At 59.6% G+C, this 21,349-nt stretch carries 14 protein-coding genes, 1 tRNA gene and 6 pseudogenes; 14 read left to right on the forward strand and 7 right to left on the reverse strand.

Features of this window, described 5'->3' with window-relative positions:
* Positions 1-13 precede the first annotated feature (13 nt).
* Complete coding sequence (locus tag SOPEG_RS21240; RefSeq protein WP_025246844.1) at positions 14-1,222, reverse strand: IS256-like element ISSoEn2 family transposase; 1,209 nt, start codon at positions 1,220-1,222, stop codon at positions 14-16.
* 83 nt (positions 1,223-1,305) lie between these two features.
* Between SOPEG_RS21240 and SOPEG_RS21245 the strand changes: the two are divergent.
* Positions 1,306-2,064, forward strand: a pseudogene (locus SOPEG_RS21245) (site-specific integrase); the annotation flags it as partial.
* Between the two features lie 15 nt (positions 2,065-2,079).
* On the opposite strand, the gene SOPEG_RS21250 reads toward SOPEG_RS21245, so the two are convergent.
* Positions 2,080-2,156: transfer RNA gene (locus tag SOPEG_RS21250), tRNA-Arg, on the reverse strand.
* 183 nt (positions 2,157-2,339) lie between these two features.
* Here SOPEG_RS21250 and folD point away from each other — a divergent pair.
* The gene (gene folD / locus SOPEG_RS21255) at positions 2,340-3,212 is read left to right on the forward strand and encodes a bifunctional methylenetetrahydrofolate dehydrogenase/methenyltetrahydrofolate cyclohydrolase FolD (protein WP_025246846.1); all 873 of its coding nucleotides are present in this window, start codon (positions 2,340-2,342) and stop codon (positions 3,210-3,212) included.
* A 2-nt stretch (positions 3,213-3,214) separates the two neighbouring features.
* Positions 3,215-3,427, forward strand: a complete 213-nt coding sequence (gene ybcJ / locus SOPEG_RS21260) for a ribosome-associated protein YbcJ (RefSeq protein ID WP_025246847.1) — start codon at positions 3,215-3,217, stop codon at positions 3,425-3,427.
* Between the two features lie 86 nt (positions 3,428-3,513).
* On the opposite strand, the gene cysS is transcribed toward ybcJ, so the two are convergent.
* Positions 3,514-4,899, reverse strand: coding sequence for a cysteine--tRNA ligase (gene cysS, locus SOPEG_RS21265; protein ID WP_025246848.1), 1,386 nt, complete (start codon positions 4,897-4,899; stop codon positions 3,514-3,516).
* A gap of 264 nt (positions 4,900-5,163) precedes the next feature.
* Between cysS and ppiB the strand changes: the two genes are divergently transcribed.
* Positions 5,164-5,658: a peptidylprolyl isomerase B gene (ppiB, locus tag SOPEG_RS21270; RefSeq protein ID WP_025246849.1), complete on the forward strand. Its 495-nt coding sequence runs from the start codon at positions 5,164-5,166 to the stop codon at positions 5,656-5,658.
* A gap of 10 nt (positions 5,659-5,668) precedes the next feature.
* Complete coding sequence (locus SOPEG_RS21275; RefSeq protein WP_025246850.1) at positions 5,669-6,388, forward strand: UDP-2,3-diacylglucosamine diphosphatase; 720 nt, start codon at positions 5,669-5,671, stop codon at positions 6,386-6,388.
* Between the two features lie 139 nt (positions 6,389-6,527).
* On the opposite strand, the gene SOPEG_RS21280 is transcribed toward SOPEG_RS21275, so the two are convergent.
* Positions 6,528-6,950, reverse strand: a complete 423-nt coding sequence (locus tag SOPEG_RS21280; protein WP_025246851.1) for an ASCH domain-containing protein — start codon at positions 6,948-6,950, stop codon at positions 6,528-6,530.
* Between the two features lie 233 nt (positions 6,951-7,183).
* Here SOPEG_RS21280 and purE point away from each other — a divergent pair, with 233 nt between their 5' ends.
* Both purE and purK read left to right on the forward strand, forming a co-directional pair.
* On the forward strand, positions 7,184-7,693 hold the full coding sequence (gene purE / locus SOPEG_RS21285) for a 5-(carboxyamino)imidazole ribonucleotide mutase (protein ID WP_025246852.1): 510 nt from the start codon (positions 7,184-7,186) through the stop codon (positions 7,691-7,693).
* Entirely contained in the window at positions 7,690-8,760 is a 1,071-nt protein-coding gene (gene purK, locus SOPEG_RS21290) for a 5-(carboxyamino)imidazole ribonucleotide synthase (protein WP_025246853.1), read from the forward strand. The genes purE and purK overlap by 4 nt, the downstream gene beginning before the upstream one ends.
* A gap of 111 nt (positions 8,761-8,871) precedes the next feature.
* Here the strand turns inward: purK and SOPEG_RS21295 are convergent, their stop codons facing one another.
* The 3 genes and pseudogenes from SOPEG_RS21295 to SOPEG_RS21305 form a co-directional block, all read right to left on the reverse strand.
* Entirely contained in the window at positions 8,872-11,106 is a 2,235-nt protein-coding gene (locus tag SOPEG_RS21295; protein ID WP_025246854.1) for an NADP-dependent isocitrate dehydrogenase, read from the reverse strand.
* Positions 11,107-11,406: 300 nt separating this feature from the next.
* Positions 11,407-13,858: pseudogene (ybbP, locus tag SOPEG_RS21300) on the reverse strand (putative ABC transporter permease subunit YbbP).
* Positions 13,855-14,456, reverse strand: a pseudogene (locus SOPEG_RS21305) (ATP-binding cassette domain-containing protein). Before SOPEG_RS21305 ends, ybbP begins: the two co-directional pseudogenes overlap by 4 nt.
* Between SOPEG_RS21305 and SOPEG_RS21310 the strand changes: the two are divergent.
* From SOPEG_RS21310 to SOPEG_RS21340, 7 genes and pseudogenes are all read left to right on the forward strand, one after another.
* A complete protein-coding gene (locus SOPEG_RS21310) occupies positions 14,427-14,960 on the forward strand; it encodes a GDSL-type esterase/lipase family protein (RefSeq protein ID WP_148297204.1) in 534 nt (177 codons plus the stop codon). The pseudogene SOPEG_RS21305 and the gene SOPEG_RS21310 overlap by 30 nt on opposite strands.
* 28 nt (positions 14,961-14,988) lie before the next feature.
* Positions 14,989-15,765, forward strand: coding sequence for an SDR family oxidoreductase (locus SOPEG_RS21315; protein ID WP_025246858.1), 777 nt, complete (start codon positions 14,989-14,991; stop codon positions 15,763-15,765).
* Between the two features lie 51 nt (positions 15,766-15,816).
* A complete protein-coding gene (locus SOPEG_RS21320; protein ID WP_025246859.1) occupies positions 15,817-16,671 on the forward strand; it encodes a co-chaperone YbbN in 855 nt (284 codons plus the stop codon).
* 256 nt (positions 16,672-16,927) lie between these two features.
* Positions 16,928-17,847 (forward strand): annotated as a pseudogene (locus SOPEG_RS21325) (SPFH domain-containing protein).
* Positions 17,847-18,266: pseudogene (locus SOPEG_RS31240) on the forward strand (NfeD family protein); the annotation flags it as partial. The pseudogenes SOPEG_RS21325 and SOPEG_RS31240, both read left to right, overlap by 1 nt.
* A 93-nt stretch (positions 18,267-18,359) precedes the next feature.
* A pseudogene (locus tag SOPEG_RS21335) lies at positions 18,360-20,479 on the forward strand (HAD-IC family P-type ATPase); the annotation flags it as partial.
* A 59-nt stretch (positions 20,480-20,538) separates the two neighbouring features.
* Positions 20,539-21,339 carry a TraB/GumN family protein gene (locus tag SOPEG_RS21340; protein ID WP_025246861.1) on the forward strand — a complete coding sequence of 267 codons (801 nt, stop codon included), beginning with the start codon at positions 20,539-20,541 and terminating at the stop codon, positions 21,337-21,339.
* The last annotated feature ends 10 nt before the right edge of the window (positions 21,340-21,349 follow it).

The raw sequence follows: 21,349 nt of genomic DNA on the forward strand, positions 1-21,349 counted from the left end.
TAAATGCCTTTTCTCAGAAGTGACCGTCCAGGCGGTCACCGAACTCGATAATAAAGCGGCTCATTGCCATGCGCCAGTCCCTCAAAGGCATTGTCCATTTCTGTGAGGCCGCCTGTATCGTCAGCCACACCACCTTTTTCACTGCGTCGTCGGTCGGGAACACCTTGCGCTTTTTGATGGCATGCCGGATCACGCTGTTTAACGACTCGATGGCATTGGTCGTGTAGATCACCTTGCGGATGTCCGTTGGGTAGGCAAAGAACGTGGCCAGATTGGCCCAGTTTGCCTGCCAGCTTCGACTTATTTGCGGGTAGCGGATGTCCCAGGCACTGGAGAACGCTTCCAGCGCCTGCAAGCCGGCTTCTTCCGTAGGGGCCTGATAGATAGCTTTTAGGTCGCGGGTGACGGCCTTGTAGTCCTTCCAGGAGACGAACCGCAGGCTGTTGCGCACCATATGCACGATACACAGCTGGAGCCGCGCCTCCGGATACACCGCGTTAATAGCGTCAGGGAAACCTTTCAGCCCGTCTACGCAGGCGATAAGGATATCGTTCAGGCCGCGGTTTTTCAGCTCTGTCAGCACGTTCAGCCAGAACTTTGCGCCTTCATTTTCGGCCAGCCACATACCTAGCAACTCTTTCTGGCCTTCGATGTTGATGCCCAGCGCCAGGAACACAGATTTGTTGATGATGCGGCTGTCCTGCCGGACTTTTAGAACGATACAGTCAAGATAAACAATGGGATAGACTGCATCCAGAGGCCGGTTTTGCCATTCAACAACCTGCTCCATGACCGCATCGGTGACCTTTGAGACCAGCGCCGGCGAGACATCGGCGTCATACAGCTCCTTGAACGCGGCGGCGATCTCGCGGGTGGTCATCCCTTTGGCGTACAACGATAAAATCTGGTTATCCATCCCGGTAATCCGGGTCTGGTTCTTCTTCATCAGTTGCGGTTCAAAGGAACCGTCACGATCGCGCGGAGTACGCAGCGCCAGCGGGCCATCGCCAGTGGTAACGGTTTTTGTGGAATAGCCGTTGCGGGCGTTGGTCCCCGGTTTAGGCTGATTTTTATCGTAGCCGAGGTGATGGGTCATTTCGGCATTGAGAGCTGCTTCGACGCTGATTTTTTTCAGCAGCCGATCGAAGTGACTGAGTTCTTCAGGGGTTTTGAGATTTTTGGCCAGTTCGTTAGCCAGAGCCTGCAACTGTTTTTCGTCCATAAATTAACCTGTTTTTGATGTTGGATTGAACATATCAAAATCAGGCAAATACACAAATTTCTAAACAGGCTCACATTGGTGATTATACGCCAGAGCCAGTTTCTACTTCAACAAAAGCCAAGCACCTTGTATTGATGAAATCAATCATGCGGGCCGCTGAACGTGAATGGAAGTGGATAGAAAAATCACCTGTTATCAAAGTTCCACAAGAGAAAAATAAGCGGGTACGGTGGCTCGAACCCGCAGAAGCCCAAAGGCTAATTGAAGAATGTCCTGAACCTCTGAAGTCTATCGTAGAATTCGCATTATCAACAGGTCTTCGCCGTTCTAACATTGTCAATCTAAAGTGGCAGCAGATAGATATGCAGCGCAAAGTCGCTTGGGTGCATCCGGAAGAGAGTAAGTCAGGGCGAGCTATCGGAGTTGCGTTGAATGATATGGCGTGTGCAGTGCTGAGGCGACAAATAGGACATCATCATAATTTGGTGTTCGTCCATACGACAGCAGTTAAAAGAAATGATGGCACGACTACAGCATCAGTACGAAAAATGCGTGTTGATTCAAATACAGCTTGGAGAGCGGCGCTGAGACGTGCAGGAATCGAAAACTTCCGGTTTCATGATCTGCGTCACACCTGGGCAAGCTGGTTAGTTCAGTCAGGGGTGCCCCTGTCTGCATTGCAGGAAATGGGAGGGTGGGAGTCTATAGAAATGGTACAGCGTTATGCGCACCTAGCCCCGAACCATCTTACAGTGCATGCACGGCAAATTGATGCGATTTTTGACGGTCGCGTCCCAAATCCGTCCCACTGCGAAAAAGTGGTCATTGAGAAAAACAGCTAACTCATTGATTTTAAATGGTACGCCCTACTGGACTCGAACCAGTGACCTACGGCTTAGAAGGCCGTTGCTCTATCCAACTGAGCTAAGGGCGCACAACGGAAACCGCGGCGGTGAATGCGGTTTGGATTATACGGAGGTAAGCGTTTGAGTCAATGGCTTTTCTGTCCGTTGTTCTGTTGGTAAAAGGTCAGGATGCATTCTGTGCCTGACAGCGGGGTGCGCTTCTGCCAAAATAGCGCCCTCAGCCCGATTACAATGACGGATTTCCGATTCAGATGGTAGCGAAAATAATTGATGGTAAGGCCGTTGCCCAGCAGGTCAGAAGTGAAGTGGCCGCGCGGGTACAGGAGCGCCTCAAGGCGAGCAAGCGTGCGCCCGGACTGGCGGTAGTGCTGGTCGGCGGCGATCCCGCCTCGCAGATTTATGTTGCCAGCAAACGCAAAGCCTGTGAAGACGTCGGTTTTATCTCCCTTTCCTATGATCTGCCGAGCACGGTCACGGAGGCGGAATTACTGGCGCTGATTGATCGGCTGAATGCCGACCGCCGCGTGGACGGCATATTGGTGCAACTGCCGCTGCCGGCGGGGATTGATAATATCAGCGTGCTGGAGCGTATCGCGCCAGATAAAGATGTAGACGGTTTCCATCCCTATAATGTCGGCCGTCTGTGCCAACGCGCGCCGCTGCTGCGACCCTGTACCCCGCGCGGCATTGTGACGTTGCTCGAGCGCTATCGCATCGATACCTTTGGCCTCAATGCCGTTGTGGTTGGCGCGTCCAATATTGTCGGCCGGCCCATGAGTCTTGAGCTGTTGCTGGCGGGCTGTACGGTAACCGTCACCCACCGTTTCACGCACGATTTACGGCATCATATCGAAAATGCCGATCTGCTGGTGGTGGCGGTGGGCAAAGCGAGCTTTATTCCCGGCGAGTGGATCAAACCCGGTGCGGTAGTCATGGATGTCGGGATTAATCGTCTGGACAGCGGCAAAGTGGTTGGCGACGTGGATTATGCCAGCGCCGCCGAGCGCGCCGCCTACATTACGCCGGTGCCCGGCGGCGTGGGCCCGATGACGGTGGCCACGCTGATTCAGAATACCTTGCAGGCCTGCGAGGATTATCATGATACGTCTGCGCCGGAGGCTTAACCATGACGACGTTTTCCCTTGAAGGGCACCCCTATATCGCATTATGCGATCTTCTGAAAATTTCGGGCTGGTGCGATAGCGGCGCGGCGGCCAAGTTGGTCATTGATGAGGGCCGGGTCACGGTAAACGACGTGGTGGAAACCCGCCGACGCTGTAAGATCACCGCCGGGCAGCGCGTCGCCTACGCCGGTCAGCAGGTCACGATCGCGGACTAACCGGCGGGAGAAGCGTTATAGCCGGTCCCCGCTGTCCAAGTAGGGGAACGGCGCGGGCCGTCGAGGGCCAGCGCCGGCCTATACCTTTAACCGCGGCGCCAGGTCGTACCCTGGGGGCCGTCTTCCAGCACGATGCCCAGCGCGGTAAGTTTATCCCGGGCCTCATCCGCCAGTGCCCACTGCCGGGCTTTGCGCGCGTCGTTGCGCTGCTGAATTAACGCGGTTATCTCGGCATTCTCATCCACGTCGCCGCCGGCGCCCTGCTGCAAGAAGGCGGCGGGGTCCTGCTCAAGCAGCCCCAGCACGCCGGCCAGCTGGCGTAACGTCGCCGCCATACCCTGCGCCGCCGCCGGCTGCTCGCTTTTCAAGCGGTTCACCTCGCGGGCGATGTCGAACAGGACAGAATAGGCTTCCGGGGTATTAAAGTCGTCATCCATCGCCGCAGTAAACTGCGCCACGAAGTTTTCACCGCCGGCGGGCGCAGCTGCCGCATCGGTGCCGCGCAGGGCGGTATACAGGCGCTCAAGGGCGGCCCGCGTCTGTTTGAGATTCTCTTCGCTGTAATTAAGCTGGCTGCGGTAATGGCCGGACATCAGAAAATAGCGCACCGTTTCGGCGTCGTAATAGCGCAGGACGTCGCGCACGGTAAAAAAGTTGCCCAGGGATTTGGACATCTTCTCTCGATCGACCATCACCATCCCGGCGTGCATCCACACATTGACATAAGGGCCGTCGTGAGCACAGGTGGACTGTGCGATTTCATTTTCATGATGCGGGAAAATCAGGTCCGAACCGCCGCCGTGGATGTCAAAATGATGGCCAAGCTGCCGGCTGTTCATGGCCGAACACTCAATGTGCCAGCCAGGCCGGCCGTCGCCCCACGGCGATGGCCAACTCGGCTCGCCGGGCTTCGACATTTTCCACAGTACGAAGTCCATGGGGTTGCGTTTTACTTCGGCGACTTCGACGCGAGCGCCGGCCTGGAGCTGCGCCAGATCCTGGCGAGACAACAGGCCATAATCGCTGTCGCTGTCCACGGCGAACATCACATCACCGTTGGTGGCCACATAGGCATGTTCTCTGGCGAGAAGCTGCCCCACTAGTTCAATAATCACGTCCATATAGTACGTGGCGCGCGGTTCATGATCGGGACGCAAAATATTCAGCTGATCGAAATCGAGATGCATCTCTTGGATCATGCGATCGGTAAACTGATGAAAGGGCTCACCGTTTTCCGCGGCGCGGCGGATAATTTTATCTTCAATATCGGTAATATTGCGGACATAATTGACCTCATAACCACGATAGCGCAGATAGCGGGTAACGACGTCAAAGGCGACGAAAGTGCGCCCATGGCCGATGTGGCAGAGGTCATACACGGTAATGCCGCACACATACATACCGACTTTACCGACATGGATAGGTTTAAATTCCTCTTTTTGGCGTGTCAGGGTGTTAAAAATCTTTAGCATCGAAAATCATTCCATGTGTCTGCGGATTGCGCATGTAGAGCGGCCAGCGGTAAAGGTCAATAAACCTAACGGGGTATTGAACCCTGAAGCCGCAGCTATTGCAAGGGTATGCCCGGAATTCCCCGCGCTTGACGCGGTGCTGTCATTCGGCGGACGGAGGGAAACGGGGGACGATGCTGACTCTATGCCAGAGTTATGCTATAAAACCCCTCTGCCCGTACACTTTGTATGAATGCAATTCATCAGACTTTCAGGACATTAAATATGGTTACTTTACATACCAATCACGGCGATATCGTTATCAAAACCTTTGCGGAAAAAGCGCCGTTAACCGTTGAGAATTTCCTCAATTATTGCCGCAGCGGGTTTTATGACAACACCATTTTCCGTCGCGTGATTAATGGTTTCATGATCCAGGGCGGCGGCTTTGTCCCCGGTATGGAACATAAGGCGACCCAGGCGCCGGTAAAAAACGAAGCCAATAATGGTCTGAAAAACAATCGCGGTACGCTGGCGATGGCCCGTACCAACGATCCGCATTCTGCCACCGCGCAATTTTTTATCAACGTGGTGGATAATGACTTCCTGAATTTCCGTTCTGAGCGTCCCGACGGCTGGGAATATTGTGTCTTCGCCGAAGTGACCGAGGGTCTGGACGTGGTGGATAAAATCAAAGGCGTCGCGACCGGCCGCAGCGGGATGCACCAGGATGTACCGAAAGACGACGTCATCATTACCCATGTGACGATCGCGGAGTAACCTTAGCCGCATGTCAACGCTGTTCGTCGCGGATATTCATCTTTGCGCACAAGAGCCGGCGATTACCGCCGGTTTTCTGCATTTTCTACGTACCCGCGCCCGCGCCGCGCAAGCATTGTATATTCTTGGCGACCTGTTTGAGGTGTGGATAGGCGATGATGATCCCAATCCGCTGCATCACGAGATCGCCGTCGCACTACGGGCGCTGGGTCAACGCGGTATTCCCTGCTATTTCATTCACGGTAATCGTGATTTCCTGCTTGGCCAGCGCTACGCCAGCGCCTGCGGTATGACGCTGCTGCCCGCGCAGCAGGTTATGCAGCTTGACGGGCTTCGGGTGGTGATATTGCATGGCGACACGCTGTGTACCGACGATAGCGATTATCAGCGTTTTCGCCGCCGGGTGCATCAACGCTGGCTGCAGCGGCTGTTTCTGTCGCAGCCGCTGCGGCTGCGGCTGCGCATCGCCGACAGGATGCGCGCCAATAGTCTCCATGCCAACTCCGGGAAAACCGCCGATATCATGGACGTCAACGCGCAGGCGGTCATGACGGTGCTGGCGCACACCGGCGCGACGGTGATGATCCATGGCCATACCCACCGGCCGGCGATACATGAGCTGCCGGGGGAGCGCCGTCGCGCGGTGCTTGGCGCCTGGCACCTCCAGGGGTCGGCCATTGAGGTCACGGCCAAGGGCGTCACGCTGCACGAGTTCCCTTTTGGCGGTTGAGATTTGGCGCGCACCCGGCGTCATCTTTTCGAACACGAGAGGCGCTTATCCCCTCAGCGCAGCCACCGGCACCCTCTGCCGCCAGGGTTTCCCGCTCAACCGGGGGGCTCGTAGGGCGCCAGGCCACCTCTGCACAGGTCTATAAGGTTGCCACCAGCATAAACTCTTCCACCACCAGCGCCATCTCTTCCGACCAGTGGCCGGCACGTTCAAAAAACGCCCGGTGGGTTTCACGCCAGTAGGCCAGGCTAAGATCGCCCTCGCCTTCTTTGGCCGCCATTTCCGCCGTGACGTCGCAAAAACGCAGCAGACGCAAGGCGGTGGTACGGATAACCGCCAGCGGACGCTCCCGGCCATTGAGGATCACGCTGTAGTCGCCAATGCGCGGGGAGCTGGCATCCTGTTGGTAGGCCTGCAGCGAGCAGCAGGTGGCGGTTTTTATGCCCCCTACCACGAGTGCGCCCAACTCGTCGGCCATTTGCGGGCTATCGCCGAAGGCCCAATATGCCGCGCCCGGGTAGGTTACCGTAAGCGGCGCGCTTTCCTTTGGTGTGGTTTCCATCGCTGATATCCCGTTGAGCCCCGCCAGCGCCGGCCAGGGCAAGCTATTCAGTTAAAGCAACATTTCGGTGCAGTATAATCCGCACAGCGCATTTTTTCCTTCGCCGCGCACGCCGCCGGTGGCTACGCAACCGTTTTCCTCTACCGGGACCCATGATATGCTCTACGCCCGGTTAGCCAGGCCGCAGGGTCTGTTAAGAAAAACGACATTATGACCACAGGAGCACGACGCGTATGCATTCCAACCACGCCACGGCAAAGATCGCGATTGTCATGGGTTCCCAAAGCGATTGGAGCACCCTGCAATTTGCCGCGGAAATTCTCACCGCGCTAAACGTTCCCTTTGAGGCGGAAATTGTTTCAGCCCACCGTACCCCTGATAAGTTATTCCGCTTCGCCGAGCAGGCGGCCGACAACGGTTATGCGGTGATTATCGCCGGCGCGGGCGGCGCGGCGCATTTGCCGGGCATGCTGGCGGCCAAGACGCTGGTACCGGTACTCGGGGTGCCGGTTCAAAGCGCGGCGCTGAGCGGCGTGGACAGTCTCTATTCCATTGTACAAATGCCGCGCGGTATTCCGGTCGGCACCTTGGCCATCGGCAAAGCCGGCGCCGCCAACGCCGCCCTGCTGGCCGCCCAAATTTTAGCGCTGCATGACGCGGCGCTGGCCAATCGCCTGAGCCAGTGGCGCCAACGGCAAACCGATGAGGTCCTGAGCCATCCCGATCCAAGGGAACAGGCATGAGGCCGGTCTGCGTACTGGGCAACGGCCAGTTGGGTCGTATGCTGCGGCAAGCCGGCGAGCCGCTGGGTATCGCGGTGTACCCGGTCGAGCTGGACGCCGAGCCCAAATCGGTGCCTTTCGGCCAAAGCGTCATCACCGCCGAAATCGAGCGCTGGCCGGAAACCGCCCTCACCCGCGAATTGGCGCGTCACCCCGGCTTCGTTAATCGCGATATTTTCCCCAGGCTGGCCGACCGGCTGACGCAAAAGCAGCTGCTGGACCAGTTGCGTCTGGCCACCGCCCCCTGGGCGCCGCTGGCGGGTGCCGCCCAATGGCCGGAGGTGTTTGTTTCCTTCGGCAATTTGGCCATTGTGAAACGCCGGGTGGGCGGCTATGACGGTCGCGGCCAATGGCGGCTCCATCCGGGCGAAGAGGCCACCCTACCGCAGGAGTGCTACGGCAGTTGCATCGTCGAGCAGGGCATCGCCTTCGATGGGGAAGTATCGCTGGTCGGCGCCCGATCCGCCGATGGTGCCCAGGTCTTTTATCCGCTGACCCATAATTTCCATCAGGAAGGTATTCTGCGCGCCAGCGTCATCTTTCCCTCTCCGGATAGCGGCCTGCAACAGCAGGCGGAAAATATGCTCGGCGCTATCCTGCATGAGCTGGACTATGTCGGCGTGATGGCGATGGAGTGCTTTATTGGCGGCGATCGGCTGCTTATCAATGAACTGGCGCCGCGGGTGCATAACAGCGGCCACTGGACGCAAAATGGCGCTTCCATTAGTCAATTTGAACTGCATTTACGCGCTATTCTGGCGCTGCCGCTACCGGTACCGGTCGTCAGCGCGCCCGCGGCCATGGTGAATATTATAGGCAGCGACGTTAATATCGATTGGCTGGCGGACTCGCTAGTGCATTTGCACTGGTACGAAAAAGAGGTGCGCGCGGGGCGCAAGGTCGGACATCTGAATCTTACCCATCCTGATAGCGTGACACTCAGCCGCAGCCTGCAGTGGTTAGCAACGCTACTGCCGGCGGAATACCAACACGGGATCGACTGGGCAAGGCAGAAACTGGCCGGTTGAGATTGAGCAGGCGCGGCTCGCACTGTCCACAACATTGCCAACGAATTGCCCCCCTGCGCTGACACCGGGCTGACCGGCGCAGGAGCCGGTGCGTGCCGGACAGGGGCTGCCTTAGGCGCCCACCGCCTGTAGCGCGCCGTTGAGGGTGGCGCTGGGGCACATGGCTTTGCTGGTCAGCGCGGGATCCGGATGATAATAGCCGCCGATATCCACCGCGTTACCCTGCACCTGATTCAGCTCCGACACAATTTTCTGCTCATTATCAGCCAACGTGCGCGCGAGCTCGGTGAACTGCTGCTTTAACGCCGTGTCCTCGTTCTGCTCCGCCAGCGCCTGCGCCCAGAACAGCGCTAGATAGAAGTGACTGCCGCGGTTGTCGAGCTCACCGACTTTACGGGAAGGGGATTTGTTAGCGTCGAGGAACTTGCCGGTTGCCTGATTCAGCGTTTTCGCCAGCACTTTGGCCTTGCTGTTGCCGGCGGCGATACCGACGTGCTCCAGCGAGGCGGCCAGCGCCAGGAATTCCCCCAGCGAATCCCAGCGCAGGTGGTTTTCCTGCACAAACTGTTGAACGTGTTTGGGGGCGGAACCGCCGGCGCCGGTTTCAAACAGGCCGCCGCCCGCCATCAAAGGCACGATGGAGAGCATTTTGGCGCTGGTACCCAGCTCCATAATCGGGAAGAGATCCGTTAAATAATCGCGCAGCACGTTGCCGGTGACCGAAATAGTGTCCTTGCCCGCGCGGATCCGCTCGATGGAAAAACGCGTGGCGTCGACCGGGGACAGGATACGGATATCCAGCCCGCGGGTATCATTCTCCTGCAAATAACGCTGCACTTTCTCAATCATGCGCGCATCGTGCGCACGGGCCGGATCGAGCCAGAATACCGCCGGCGTATTGGATTCACGGACGCGGTTGACCGCCAGCTTCACCCAATCCTGAATCGGCGCATCTTTAGCCTGGCACATGCGCCAAATATCGCCCGCCTCTACCGGATGGGCCAGCAGCACGTTGCCCGCCTCATCGGCGACCTGCACCACTCCGTCGGCGGGGATCTGGAAGGTCTTGTCATGAGAGCCGTATTCTTCGGCCTTTTGCGCCATCAACCCCACGTTGGGCACGCTGCCCATGGTCTTGGGATCAAAAGCGCCATGCTGCTTGCAATCTTCAATTACCGCCTGGTAAACGCCGGCATAGCAGCAGTCTGGAATGATGGCCTTGGTATCATGCAGTTGACCATCGGGCCCCCACATTTTGCCGGAATCGCGGATCATTGACGGCATCGACGCATCCACGATAACATCGCTAGGCACATGCAAGTTGGTAATGCCTTTGTCGGAATTCACCATGGCAAGCGATGGCCGCTCGGCATACAGCGCCTTGATGGCTTGTGTGATTTCCGTCTGTTCAGCGGCGGGCAATTCTTTGATTTTGGCGTATAAGTCGCCAATACCGTTGTTGGCGTCGAAACCCAGCGTTTTCAGTTTATCGTTATAGCGGGCCAGCACCTCTTTATAGAATTCAGACACCACGATACCGAACATAATCGGATCGGACACCTTCATCATAGTCGCTTTCAAATGCAGCGACAGCAGCACGCCCTGCCGTTTGGCATCGGTGATCTGCTGCGCGATAAAGCTGCTCAACGCCTTTTTGCTCATGACCGCGGCGTCGATGATTTCGCCGGCGTTCACCGCCGTTTTGGCTTTCAAAACCTGCTTGGCGCCATCGCGGCCTACGAGAGTGATACTGACGTTACCATCGCGTTCAATCAGCGCCGATTTCTCGCTGCCGTAGAAATCGCCCTCGTGCATATGGACAACGTGGGATTGAGACGATGCCGACCATTCTCCCATGCGGTGCGGGTGTTTGCGGGCGTAATTCTTCACCGACAGCGGCGCGCGGCGATCGGAGTTGCCTTCGCGCAGAACTGGGTTAACCGCGCTACCTTTGATTTTGTCGTAGCGGGCCTTGGCCTCCTCTTTTTGCGCATCCGTGTTCGGCTCGTCAACGTAATCCGGCACCGCATAGCCCTGCGTTTGCAGCTCTTTGATGGCGGCTTTCAGCTGCGGCAGCGAGGCGCTGATATTCGGCAGCTTGATGATATTGGCTTCGGGCGTCACCATCAGTTGGCCCAGCTCCGCCAGGTGATCCGACAAGCGCTGATCCGATTGCAGATGTTCGGGGAAATTGGCGAGAATGCGGCCCGCCAGCGAGATATCGCGGGTTTCGACGGCGATCCCCAGGGATTGGGTGAACGCACGGATGATCGGCAGCAGCGAGTAGGTCGCCAGCACTGGGGCTTCATCGGTGAGCGTATAGATAATCTTGGACGTCGTAGTCATTTATTACGTTAACTCCTCTCTCTCTCATAGCGATTGCAACTATCGTGAAGAGTGCCGAACCGTTGCGTTCACCGTTGACACCCGTTGGGAGCATAAGCGGAAACGCGGGTTTTCCGGATAACACTGCCTGGTGCTAAGTGGGCAGAGTGGATCTGCGAAGTGGCTGAGATATCTGGCTGATAACCTCTGCGTTGTTGGCGGACCTATTTACATTGTAGTGTGACGCCAGGCCGTTACTGTGCAGCAGGAGTCCGGGCCCTGTCAACCCGGTTGTCACTATGCTGATTATCTTTTGTTGCATTAATGTTCCCATTTTGTAAACAATTGCATCCAATCCTGTCCCAGCCGTCCCTTTCTTTGCACCAGACGGGCGCCAAGCACGGTCCCCAGCAGTGATAACAGCAGCATACCCCCGAGGGGCAGCTCCCACCACAAATAAGGATCCGGTCGGACGGGGAAATCGAATACCCGCCGCTGCAACAGCATCAGCGCCGCCTCGGCGCCGATCGCGGCCACCGCGCCCGCAACTAGCCCGAGTAAGGCAAATTCATTCCACAACGTCCAGCGCAGCAGTTTGCGGCTAGCGCCTAATGTCCGGTAGACCACCAATTCCTGCTGGCGCTGACGCATGCCGACCTGCACTTGCGCCATCAGCAACAGCCCGCCGCACATCAGCACCAGAATGACCATGATTTCCAGCGCCCGGCTTACCTGTTGCAGTACCTGCCCTACCTGCCGCAGCATGGCGCCGATATTCAACAGGCTCAGCGTGGGGAACTGACGTGTAAGCGCCGTCACCAGCTGCTCGTTTCCATCATAACGAAAGCTGGTCAGCCAGGTTTGCGGCTGTCCTTCCATCCCTCCGGGCGGAAAGATGAAGAAAAAATTCGGCCGCAGACTCTCCCAATCCACCTGGCGCAGGCTGGATACCGTGGCGCTAAACGACAGGGTATCGCCGGTGAATGTCAACCGATCGCCGATACCGACCCCCAGATCTTTCGCCACACCTTGCTCCATTGATACTTCGCCCGCGCGCGGCGGCCAATGGCCTGCCAACAGCGGATTATGATCGAGCAAGTCGCGCAGCCAGGTCAGGTTGAGTTCCCGGTTAACCGTGGGGCCGCCCGGATCGTCGGGCTTGATGATGTCGGTCGCGCTTCGATCGTTGATGGCGGTCAGCCGGGCGCGCACCATCGGATAGAATACGCCGGGCGTCACACCGCACTGCCGCAGGAAGCGATTGACGGTGTCCACCTGCTCATCGGTCATATTCAACAGGAAATAGTTAGGGCTTTCCGGCGGTAGTTGCTGCTGCCATCGTTGCAACAGGTCGCCGCGCATCACCAACAGCAGGCCCAGCAGCATAAACGACAAAGAAAACGCCGCCAGCTGACTCTGCGTCACCCAGGGCTGGCGCAGCAGGCGATTGACCGCCAGCCGCAGGGTCAGCCGGCGCAGCGTCAACCGCCGCAATAGCAGCAGCGCCCCCCACCCCACGACGGCCAACAGCAGCGCCCGCACCGCCATACCGGCTACCACCGACCAGAGCAGCGGGCTTGGCCCCACCAACCACAGCAGGAGCCCCAGCAGCAGCGCCAGCACCGCCGGCAGATAATAGCGCAGTGGCCAAACGGTCGATAACACATCGCGGCGCAGGACGCGCAGCGGGCGGGTGGCCAGCAGTTGGCGATAGGGGCGCACCCCAACCAGCAGGGAAATGACCACCAGCGATCCCATCGACCAGAGCCAGGGCCACACGCCGGCGGGGGGTAGCGTAGCCGGCAACACCGGCGCTAACAGTTTTATCAGCACCGCCTCGAACGCCAGCCCCGCCAGCGCGCCACAGACGACCGAGAAGGCCAGCAGCGCCAACCACTGGCCGATTATGAGCTTTATCAGCGACAGCCGGCCGGCGCCCAGGGTTTTTAGCACCGCCACCAGCTCAGCGCGGCTGCGGCAGTAGTGTCCCACCGCCACCGCAGCCACCGACAAGAGCAGCGTCAACAGCTCCGAAAGCAGCAGAAAATATTGTGAACGCTCCATGGAGCGATTCAGGGCACCGCTCGACTCCTCTGGACCGTTCCAGCGTTGATCGGCTTTTAACTGCTGCGTCAGCCAGTTCTCGAAACGTTGGAGCTCTTCAGGCTCGCCGGCGAACACGGTAACGCCAAGTGACCCGGCCGCCGGGCTGCACGGCGCCGGTTTTCTCCACGTCGGCGGTGTTGATGATAATGCCGGAAGCGGTTTGAAACGGATTGAAACCGCTGTCCGGTTCGCGCAGCACTTCCCCCGCCACCCGCAACGTCGCGTCGCCCACCTCCAGCGAATCGCCCGTCTTCAGTCCCAGCAGCGCCAGCAACCGCGGCGCGACCAGAGCCTCTCCCGCCCCCGGGCGCAGATTGGCCGGCCAGGTGATCAACTCGCCATACAGCGGGTAGTTGCCGTCGGCGGCTTTGACCCTGGCCAGTTGCGCCGCGTCGCCGGCGAACGTCATGTTCATAAACGTCAGTTGGCGGCTGAGCGTCAGTCCGTCAGCCTTGGCCTGCGAGAGCCAGCGTTCATCCACCGACCGCGCCGCGCGCAGCACCCGATCGGCCGCCAGGAATTCGCGGCTTTGCTGGTTAAGCCCTTTTTCCATCCGATCGCTCAGGTTACCCAGCGCCAGCACGCAGGCCACCGACAGGGTAAGCGCCAGCCAGACGATCAGCATGGAGGGGGTTCGCCATTCGCGCCAGAACCAGCTTGCTATCATGCCACTTCCTCCAGCCGGCCGTCCTGCAAACGCAGACGGCGTTCACAGCGCGCGGCCAGTTGCCTGTCGTGCGTCACCAGAATCAGGGTAGTGGCGAAATCCCGGTTCAGGCTGAACAGCTGATCGGCAATGCGATCGCCGGTGGCGCGGTCCAGATTGCCGGTCGGCTCGTCGGCGAATAAAATCTGCGGCCGGCCGCTGAACGCGCGCGCGCCAGCGCGACCCGCTGCTGCTCGCCGCCGGAGAGCTAGGCGGGCAAATGGGACAAACGTTGCCCCAGCCCCAACTGCGTCAACAGGGTCACCGCCTGTTCGCGGCTTTGGCGCTCGCCCTCCCCTCTCAGCAGCGCCGGCAATTGCACATTTTCCAACGCCGTCAGGTCGTGCCCCAGCAGATGTACGGCGCCGTCGCTACCGTCGTCGAGCCCGGCCAAGATCCCCAGCAGGGTGGATTTCCCCGATCCGGACTCGCCGATAAGCGCAATCGTCTGCGCGGGTTTGACAACCAGCTCAACTCCGGTAAGGATGGAGATATGGTGTTCACCTTGACCGACGTGCTTACTAAAATGATGAACTTCAAAAACGTTTTCCGCTGGCATTTTCTTTTCCTTATTCTGTTAAGTCTGGTAAGCGTTCGGGCGCTGGCCGCCGATACGCTCTTGGTTCTAGGCGACAGTCTAAACGCCGGTTACCGCATGCCCGCCGCACGGGCCTGGCCTGCGCTGCTGCGCCAGCATAAGCCACGCTGGGTGGTCATCGAGCTGGGCGGGAATGATGGTCTGCGCGGTTTTCCGCCGTCGCAGATTGAACAAGATTTGGTCAAAGCCATTACCTTAAGCCAACAGGCGGGCGCGCAGCCCCTGCTCATGCAGATCCGCCTACCGCCGAATTACGGCAAGCGCTATACGGAAACCATCAGCGCCATTTATCCGGCGCTGGCGAGCCGGTACGCCGTTCCCTTACTGCCGTTTTTTATGGAGCAAGTTTATCTGCGGCCGGAGTGGATGCAAGATAACGGGATACATCCCAATCCGGACGCCCAGCCTTTCATCGCGCAATGGATGGCGGACCGCCTGCTGCCTTTACTTAAACATGAATCATAGGCAAGGAGAGCGCAATTTGGGTAAAGTTATGCAAAAAGCCGTGCTGATTACCGGTTGCTCCAGCGGTATCGGCCTGGTGGCGGCCCGCTATCTGCGCGCGCGCGGCTACCGGGTGTTGGCCGCCTGCCGCCAAACCCGTGATGTAGCGCGGCTGGCGACGGAGGGCTTTGAGGCCGTGGCGCTGGATTTGGACGACCCGCAAAGCGTTGACGCCGCCGCCGATGAGGTGTTGCGGCTGACCGGCAACCGGTTGTACGGACTCTTCAATAATGCGGGCTACGGTATGTATGGCCGACTTGACACGTTAAGCCGGAGTCAGCTGGAACAGCAATTTTCCGCTAATCTGTTCGGTATTCATCAATTGACCCGGCGACTGCTGCCTGCCATGGTACCTCATGTCGAGGGGCGGATTATCCAGACCAGTTCGGTCATGGGGCTGGTGTGCACGCCGGGCCGGGGCGCCTATGCTGCGTCCAAGTTTGCCCTGGAGGCATGGTCGGACACGCTGCGCATGGAGCTGCACGGCAGCGGCGTGCAGGTCAGCCTGATTGAACCGGGTCCCATCGCCACGTCATTTAGCACTAACCTGACCCACACCCGGACCGATCAGCCGGTGACCAATCCGGCTATCGCCCGACGTTTTACGCTGCCGCCGGAGGCCGTGTTGCCGAAACTGCGCCATGCGCTGGAAAGTCCTCGGGCCAGATTACGTTATCCGGTTACCCTGGTGGCGCACGCGCTAACGGGGTTGCGTCGCCTCCTGCCAGGGCGCTGTCTGGATTGGCTTTTACGCGGCAAGCATTGAAGTGCGGCACGCCCGCCCCCATGTATTGCCAAAACCATTGAGAGAAATTGCATGTTAAACGCCACGGTAGTTGAAATTAACGAAATCAACCTGCAGCAAACGCTGGAACAATCCATGCAGGTGCCGGTGCTGTTCTATTTCTGGTCCCAGCGCAGCCCGCATTGCGAGCAGCTAACGCCGGTGCTGGACAAGCTGGCGCAGGAATACGCCGGGCAATTTGTGCTGGCGAAGGTAGACTGCGACGAACAGCAGCATGTCGCCGCCCAATTCGGCCTGCGCGCCATCCCCACCGTGTATCTGTTCAAGGAGGGTCAGCCGCTTGACGGTTTTCAGGGGCCCCAGCCGGAAGAGGCGGTACGCGAGTTGCTGACCCGCGCCTTGCCGGATCCCGCCGAGCTGCAATTGCAGGAAGCCACGGCGCTGGTGCAGGCGGGGGATTTCGCCGGGGCGCTGCCGCTTTTGAAAGCGCTGTGGCAGGAACCCAAGCCCGCCAGCGAAGCCGGCCTGTTATTGGCGGAAACCTATCTGCAACTCAATCGTGCCGATGATGCGCAGGCGGTGCTGGACCAGTTCCCGCTACAGGATAAAGATACGCGCTACCAGGGTTTACTGGCGCAGATCGAGCTGCTGCACCAGGCGGCGGATACGCCGGAAATTCAACAGTTGCAACAACAGGTGCAACTTGCGCCGCACGATACCGCGCTGGCGGTACAGCTAGCCCTTCAGCTCCATCAGGTGGGCCGTAATGAGGAAGCGCTGGAGCTGTTGATGGGCCATTTGAAAAACGATCTTGGCGCCGCCGACGGCGAAGCGCGTAAAATCTTAATGGATATTCTGGCGGCACTGGGCACCGGCGATGCGCTGGCGGGTAAATACCGTCGCCAGCTATACTCCCTGCTGTATTAAACCTTTCTGCACGCCAGGCGCGCCATGGCGAACGCTTGTCCTCTTTTGCCGTCCGGCCTCATGCGCCGGTGGCGAAGATCGCAAAAAACGCGCCTGGCGTCGCTTAACGGTAACGATCCGGTCCCTTTTATTGCGTGAATCACTGTAACCTTGCGCGCTTTGTTGTATCTTCTCTTCTATAACACCAGTCCCGCCGCAGAGCGCAGACGGGTTGCCCGGCGCGTTATTCTCTGGCACTGAAAAGGAGTCTTCACTTATGTTAATGGTCATTCCCGTTCTGGTCGTGCTCGCCTTGATCGTGGTCGCGGCGGGTATCAAGATTGTACCGCAGGGCTATCAATGGACGGTTGAGCGATTCGGCCGCTTTACGCAGGCGCTGAAACCCGGCCTGAATCTGGTCGTGCCGTTTATGGACCGCATCGGACGTAAAATCAATATGATGGAACAGGTATTGGATATTCCTTCCCAAGAGATCATCTCCAAGGATAACGCCAACGTCACCATTGACGCCGTCTGTTTTATCCAGGTGGTGGACGTCGCACGCGCCGCGTATGAAGTCAGTAATCTCGAGCAGGCGATCCTCAATCTGACCATGACCAATATCCGCACCGTTCTGGGCGCCATGGAGCTGGATGAAATGCTGTCGCAGCGCGATAGCATCAACATCCGGCTGCTACAAATCGTGGATGAAGCGACCAATCCCTGGGGCATCAAGGTCACCCGCGTCGAGATCCGCGATGTGCGCCCACCGGCGGAAATGATTGCCGCGATGAACGCCCAGATGAAAGCGGAGCGAACCAAGCGCTCCGATATTCTGGAGGCGGAAGGGGTACGCCAGTCGGCCATCCTGCGCGCCGAAGGGGAGAAACAGTCGCAGATCCTGAAAGCCGAGGGCGAGCGGCAGTCGGCGTTTTTGCAGGCCGAGGCCCGTGAACGCGCCGCCGAAGCGGAAACGCGGGCCACGCAGATGGTTTCTGACTCCATCGCCGCCGGCAATATCCAGGCCGTCAACTACTTCGTGGCGCAAAAATATACCGACGCGCTGCAAAAAATCGGCTCCGCCGGCAACAGTAAAGTCATCATGATGCCGCTGGACGCCAGTAATCTGTGCTTGGCGCCATTGGCGGCATCGCTGAACTCGTCAAAGAAAGTCAGTCCGGCCGGAGCAAAGGATGATAGTAGAGGCGATACGTGCACACCCGCACAATTTTTGGCTGATCCTGGGCGGCCTGCTGCTGGCGCTGGAAATGCTGGGGGCGAGCGGCTATTTGCTATGGAGCGGGATCGCCGCGCTGCTGGTGGGGCTACTGACGTGGCTGGTACCGCTTGGCTGGGAGTGGCAGGGCGCGATTTTTGCCGTGCTCACCGTGGGCTAGGCCTGGCTGTGGTGGTATCGCCTGCGCGCTGGGGATCGCACGCGTCCGGCATCGGCGTTGAATCAGCGCGGCCAGCAGCTCATCGGGCTACGCACCCGGCTGTCCGAGCCTCTCATCAACGGGTTCGGCCGATTACGCGTGGGCGACAGCACCTGGCGCGTCCAGGCCAGCGAGGATTTACCGGCGGGTACCTGGGTGGAAGTGTACGCGACGACGGGAGGGGATTACGCTGCGCGTGCGCCGCGCCGTTTCACAATAACTTCGTTCTGGCTGTCGAGGTCGCATCGCGGCGGCACGGCGAAAACGGTTTTGGCGCACTCCAGCTCGCCACCGGCAGACTCCCGCGAGCGGTCGCCGGCGGACGATAGCCTGCAATTACTTATCGACGGCATGAGCTGCGCCAGCTGCGTGACGCGGGTCGAGCGCGCGTTGGCGTTGGTGCCCGGCGTGACGCGGGCGCGGGTCAATCTGGCCGAGCGCAGCGCGCTGGTCATGGGATCGCCGGCCCCTCACGCCTTGCTCGCGGCGGTGCAACAGGCCGGCTACGGCGCCGAAGTGGTCCAGGATGAGGACGAACGCCGCCGCCGGCAACAGCAAACCGCTGAGCGGGCGACGCGGCGCTACAGCCGACAGTCGGCGCTGGCGCTCGGTGTACCGCTGATGGCCTGGGGGTTATTGGGCGGCAGCATGGCGCTGACGCCCACCACCCGCCTACCCTGGTTGGCGGTGGGCCTGCTAACGCTGGTGGTCATGGTCGTCGCCGGCGGCCACTTTTACCGCAGCGCCACCAACAGTTTGCGCAACGGCAGCGCGACGATGGATACGCTGGTCGCGCTCGGGACCGGCGCCGCTTGGCTTTATTCTATCAGCGTGGTGATCTGGCCGCTGGCGTTTCCCACCATGGCCCGGCACCTCTATTTTGAAGCTGGCGCCATGATTATCGGTTTGATTAATCTAGGCCACGCCCTGGAGAGCCGCGCGCGCCAGCATGCGTCCGGCGCGCTGGCGCGGCTGTTGGATCTGACGCCGCCCAGCGCACGGGTCGTGGTGGACGATCGGGAGCATTTGACGCCGCTGGCGCAGGTAGCGCCGGGTATGACGCTGCGTCTGACCAGCGGCGACCGGGTGCCGGTGGATGGCGATATTTTCCAGGGAGAAGTCTGGCTGGATGAGTCCATGCTGACCGGCGAGCCGGCGGCGCGGCATAAACAGGCCGGCGATCGGGTGCATGCCGGCACCGTCGTGGCGGACGGCAGCGTGTTATTCACCGCCCAAGCTACCGGGAATCAGACCACGCTCGCCAGAATCATCCGGCTGGTGCGGCAGGCGCAGAGCAGCAAACCCGCCATAGGACAACTGGTCGACCGGATTTCAGCGGTGTTTGTACCCGTCGTGGTAGCTATCGCGCTGGCGAACTCCGCCCTCTGGTGGGTGGCCGGATCGGAATCGCGCATTGCCTATTCGCTGGTGGTCGCCACGACGGTGCTCATCATTGCCTGCCCCTGCCCCTGCGCGCTGGGCCTGGCAACGCCAATGTCCATTATTGCCGGCGTCGGCCGCGCCGCGGAATTCGGCGTGCTGGTGCGCGATGCCGATGCGCTGCAACAAGCCAGCCAAATCGATACGCTGGTATTCGATAAAATCGGTACCCTCACCGAGGGTCGGCCCCAAGTGGTGGCTATCGAGCCCTTTAGCGGCTGGGAGAGCCAGCGCGCCCTGATGCTGGCCGCGGCGGGCAAAGCGCGGCGGCGTTACTGGGCGCAACAGAGCGCCACGCCGGTCCTGTTGGCGGTGGACGGCAAATTGGCGCGCTGTTGGCGGTGCATGACCCTCTGCGCCACGATAGCGCTGAGGCCCTACAGCGGCGGCGGGCGACGGGATATCGGCTTGTCATGTTAACGGGCGATAACGCCGACACCGCCCGGACGGTCGCCGATAAGGTCGGCATCGACGAAGTGATTGCCAGCGTTCTGCCCGACGGGAAAGCGACGGCGATCGTCTCGTTGCAGCGCCAGGGGCACCGGGTGGCGATGATTGGCGACGGTATCAACGATGCGCCCGCTTTGGCGCAGGCGGAAGTCGGCATCGCCATGGGGAGCGGAAGCGATGTGGCGATCGAAACCGCCGCCATCACCTTAATGCGCGCCAGCCTGCACGGGGTGGCCGATGCGCTGGCGCTGGCCAACGCCACCTTGCGCAACATGAAACAGAACTTGCTTGGCGCGTTCTCTTACAACGCGCTGGGTATTCCCATTGCCGCCGGGATTTTGTTTCCTTTTACCGGCACGCTGCTCAGCCCGGTGGTAGCCGGCGCGGCCATGGCGCTCTCTTCCATTACCGTGGTGAGCAACGCCAACCGACTCATCCGCTTCAAACCCACCACCGCCGTCGACGCCGGCGCGCGGGTGAAACCGGCGGCGGCAGATTCCTGACCGTCCCCCCGGTGCTTCATGCTACCCTTAGCAAACAAATGAGCACCGGAGCGATAGGCATGGGAAAGGTATTACGGTGCCTGGCGAGTCTGCTGGGCGATTTAACGCCGGCGACGTTTCCCTGGCCAGGTATGGATGTCAGCCTGGCATCGGGGCGACAATTTCACCTGGTGGGCAGTATTCATATGGGAACGTCGGCGATGGCGCCCCTGCCCGCGCGCCTGCTGGAACGCCTTGAACAGGCCCAGGCGCTTATCGTGGAGGCGGACATCACCGTCAGCCCGCCGCTAACGAGCGTCGGCGAGGCGCAAATCCCGCTGGCGAATCGACTCAGCGCTGCCCACTATGATCGCGTATGCCAATTGAGCGAAGACTATCAGTTGGATCTCGCGGCGCTTGACGGTCTGCCCCCCTGGCACGTGGCCCTGCTGCTGCAATCGCGCCAGGCAGAGCGGTTGGGGTTACGCGCCGATTTCGGCATCGATTATCAATTGATCCAGGCCGCGCGCGCCAACGACCAACCGGTTATCGAACTGGAGGGGCCGGAGGAACAGCTGGCGCTATTGCGGCGGCTGCCGGATCAGAGCGTGGCGCTGCTGGCCGATACCCTAACGCATTGGCATACCAACGCGCGCCTGCTACAGGTGATGATCGGCTGGTGGTTGGAGAGTCGGCCGGTGGACGTCCGCCAGGCTTTTCCCTCCACCTTCAGTCACGATCTGTACAGCTACCTGATGACCGATCGCAATCATCGCTGGAAATCCACGCTGCAACAATTGCCGCCGGGCACCTATGTGGTCGCAGTGGGCGCCTTGCATCTTTACGGCGCGGATAATCTGCCGGGTCTACTGCGGCAATGAGCTCTGTCGC

This window comes from Candidatus Sodalis pierantonius str. SOPE, from assembly GCF_000517405.1.
In the GTDB taxonomy this organism is placed as follows: Bacteria; Pseudomonadota; Gammaproteobacteria; order Enterobacterales; family Enterobacteriaceae; genus Sodalis_C; species Sodalis_C pierantonii.

Excerpts from the sequence above, each read along its gene's own strand:
- SOPEG_RS21240 (WP_025246844.1), bottom strand. The coding sequence starts at position 1,222 with ATGGACGAAAAACAGTTGCAGGCTCTGGCTAACGAACTGGCCAAAAAT.
- folD (WP_025246846.1), top strand. The coding sequence starts at position 2,340 with ATGGTAGCGAAAATAATTGATGGTAAGGCCGTTGCCCAGCAGGTCAGA.
- ybcJ (WP_025246847.1), top strand. The coding sequence starts at position 3,215 with ATGACGACGTTTTCCCTTGAAGGGCACCCCTATATCGCATTATGCGAT.
- cysS (WP_025246848.1), bottom strand. The coding sequence starts at position 4,899 with ATGCTAAAGATTTTTAACACCCTGACACGCCAAAAAGAGGAATTTAAA.
- ppiB (WP_025246849.1), top strand. The coding sequence starts at position 5,164 with ATGGTTACTTTACATACCAATCACGGCGATATCGTTATCAAAACCTTT.
- SOPEG_RS21275 (WP_025246850.1), top strand. The coding sequence starts at position 5,669 with ATGTCAACGCTGTTCGTCGCGGATATTCATCTTTGCGCACAAGAGCCG.
- SOPEG_RS21280 (WP_025246851.1), bottom strand. The coding sequence starts at position 6,950 with ATGGAAACCACACCAAAGGAAAGCGCGCCGCTTACGGTAACCTACCCG.
- purE (WP_025246852.1), top strand. The coding sequence starts at position 7,184 with ATGCATTCCAACCACGCCACGGCAAAGATCGCGATTGTCATGGGTTCC.
- purK (WP_025246853.1), top strand. The coding sequence starts at position 7,690 with ATGAGGCCGGTCTGCGTACTGGGCAACGGCCAGTTGGGTCGTATGCTG.
- SOPEG_RS21295 (WP_025246854.1), bottom strand. The coding sequence starts at position 11,106 with ATGACTACGACGTCCAAGATTATCTATACGCTCACCGATGAAGCCCCA.
- SOPEG_RS21310 (WP_148297204.1), top strand. The coding sequence starts at position 14,427 with ATGAACTTCAAAAACGTTTTCCGCTGGCATTTTCTTTTCCTTATTCTG.
- SOPEG_RS21315 (WP_025246858.1), top strand. The coding sequence starts at position 14,989 with ATGCAAAAAGCCGTGCTGATTACCGGTTGCTCCAGCGGTATCGGCCTG.
- SOPEG_RS21320 (WP_025246859.1), top strand. The coding sequence starts at position 15,817 with ATGTTAAACGCCACGGTAGTTGAAATTAACGAAATCAACCTGCAGCAA.
- SOPEG_RS21340 (WP_025246861.1), top strand. The coding sequence starts at position 20,539 with ATGGGAAAGGTATTACGGTGCCTGGCGAGTCTGCTGGGCGATTTAACG.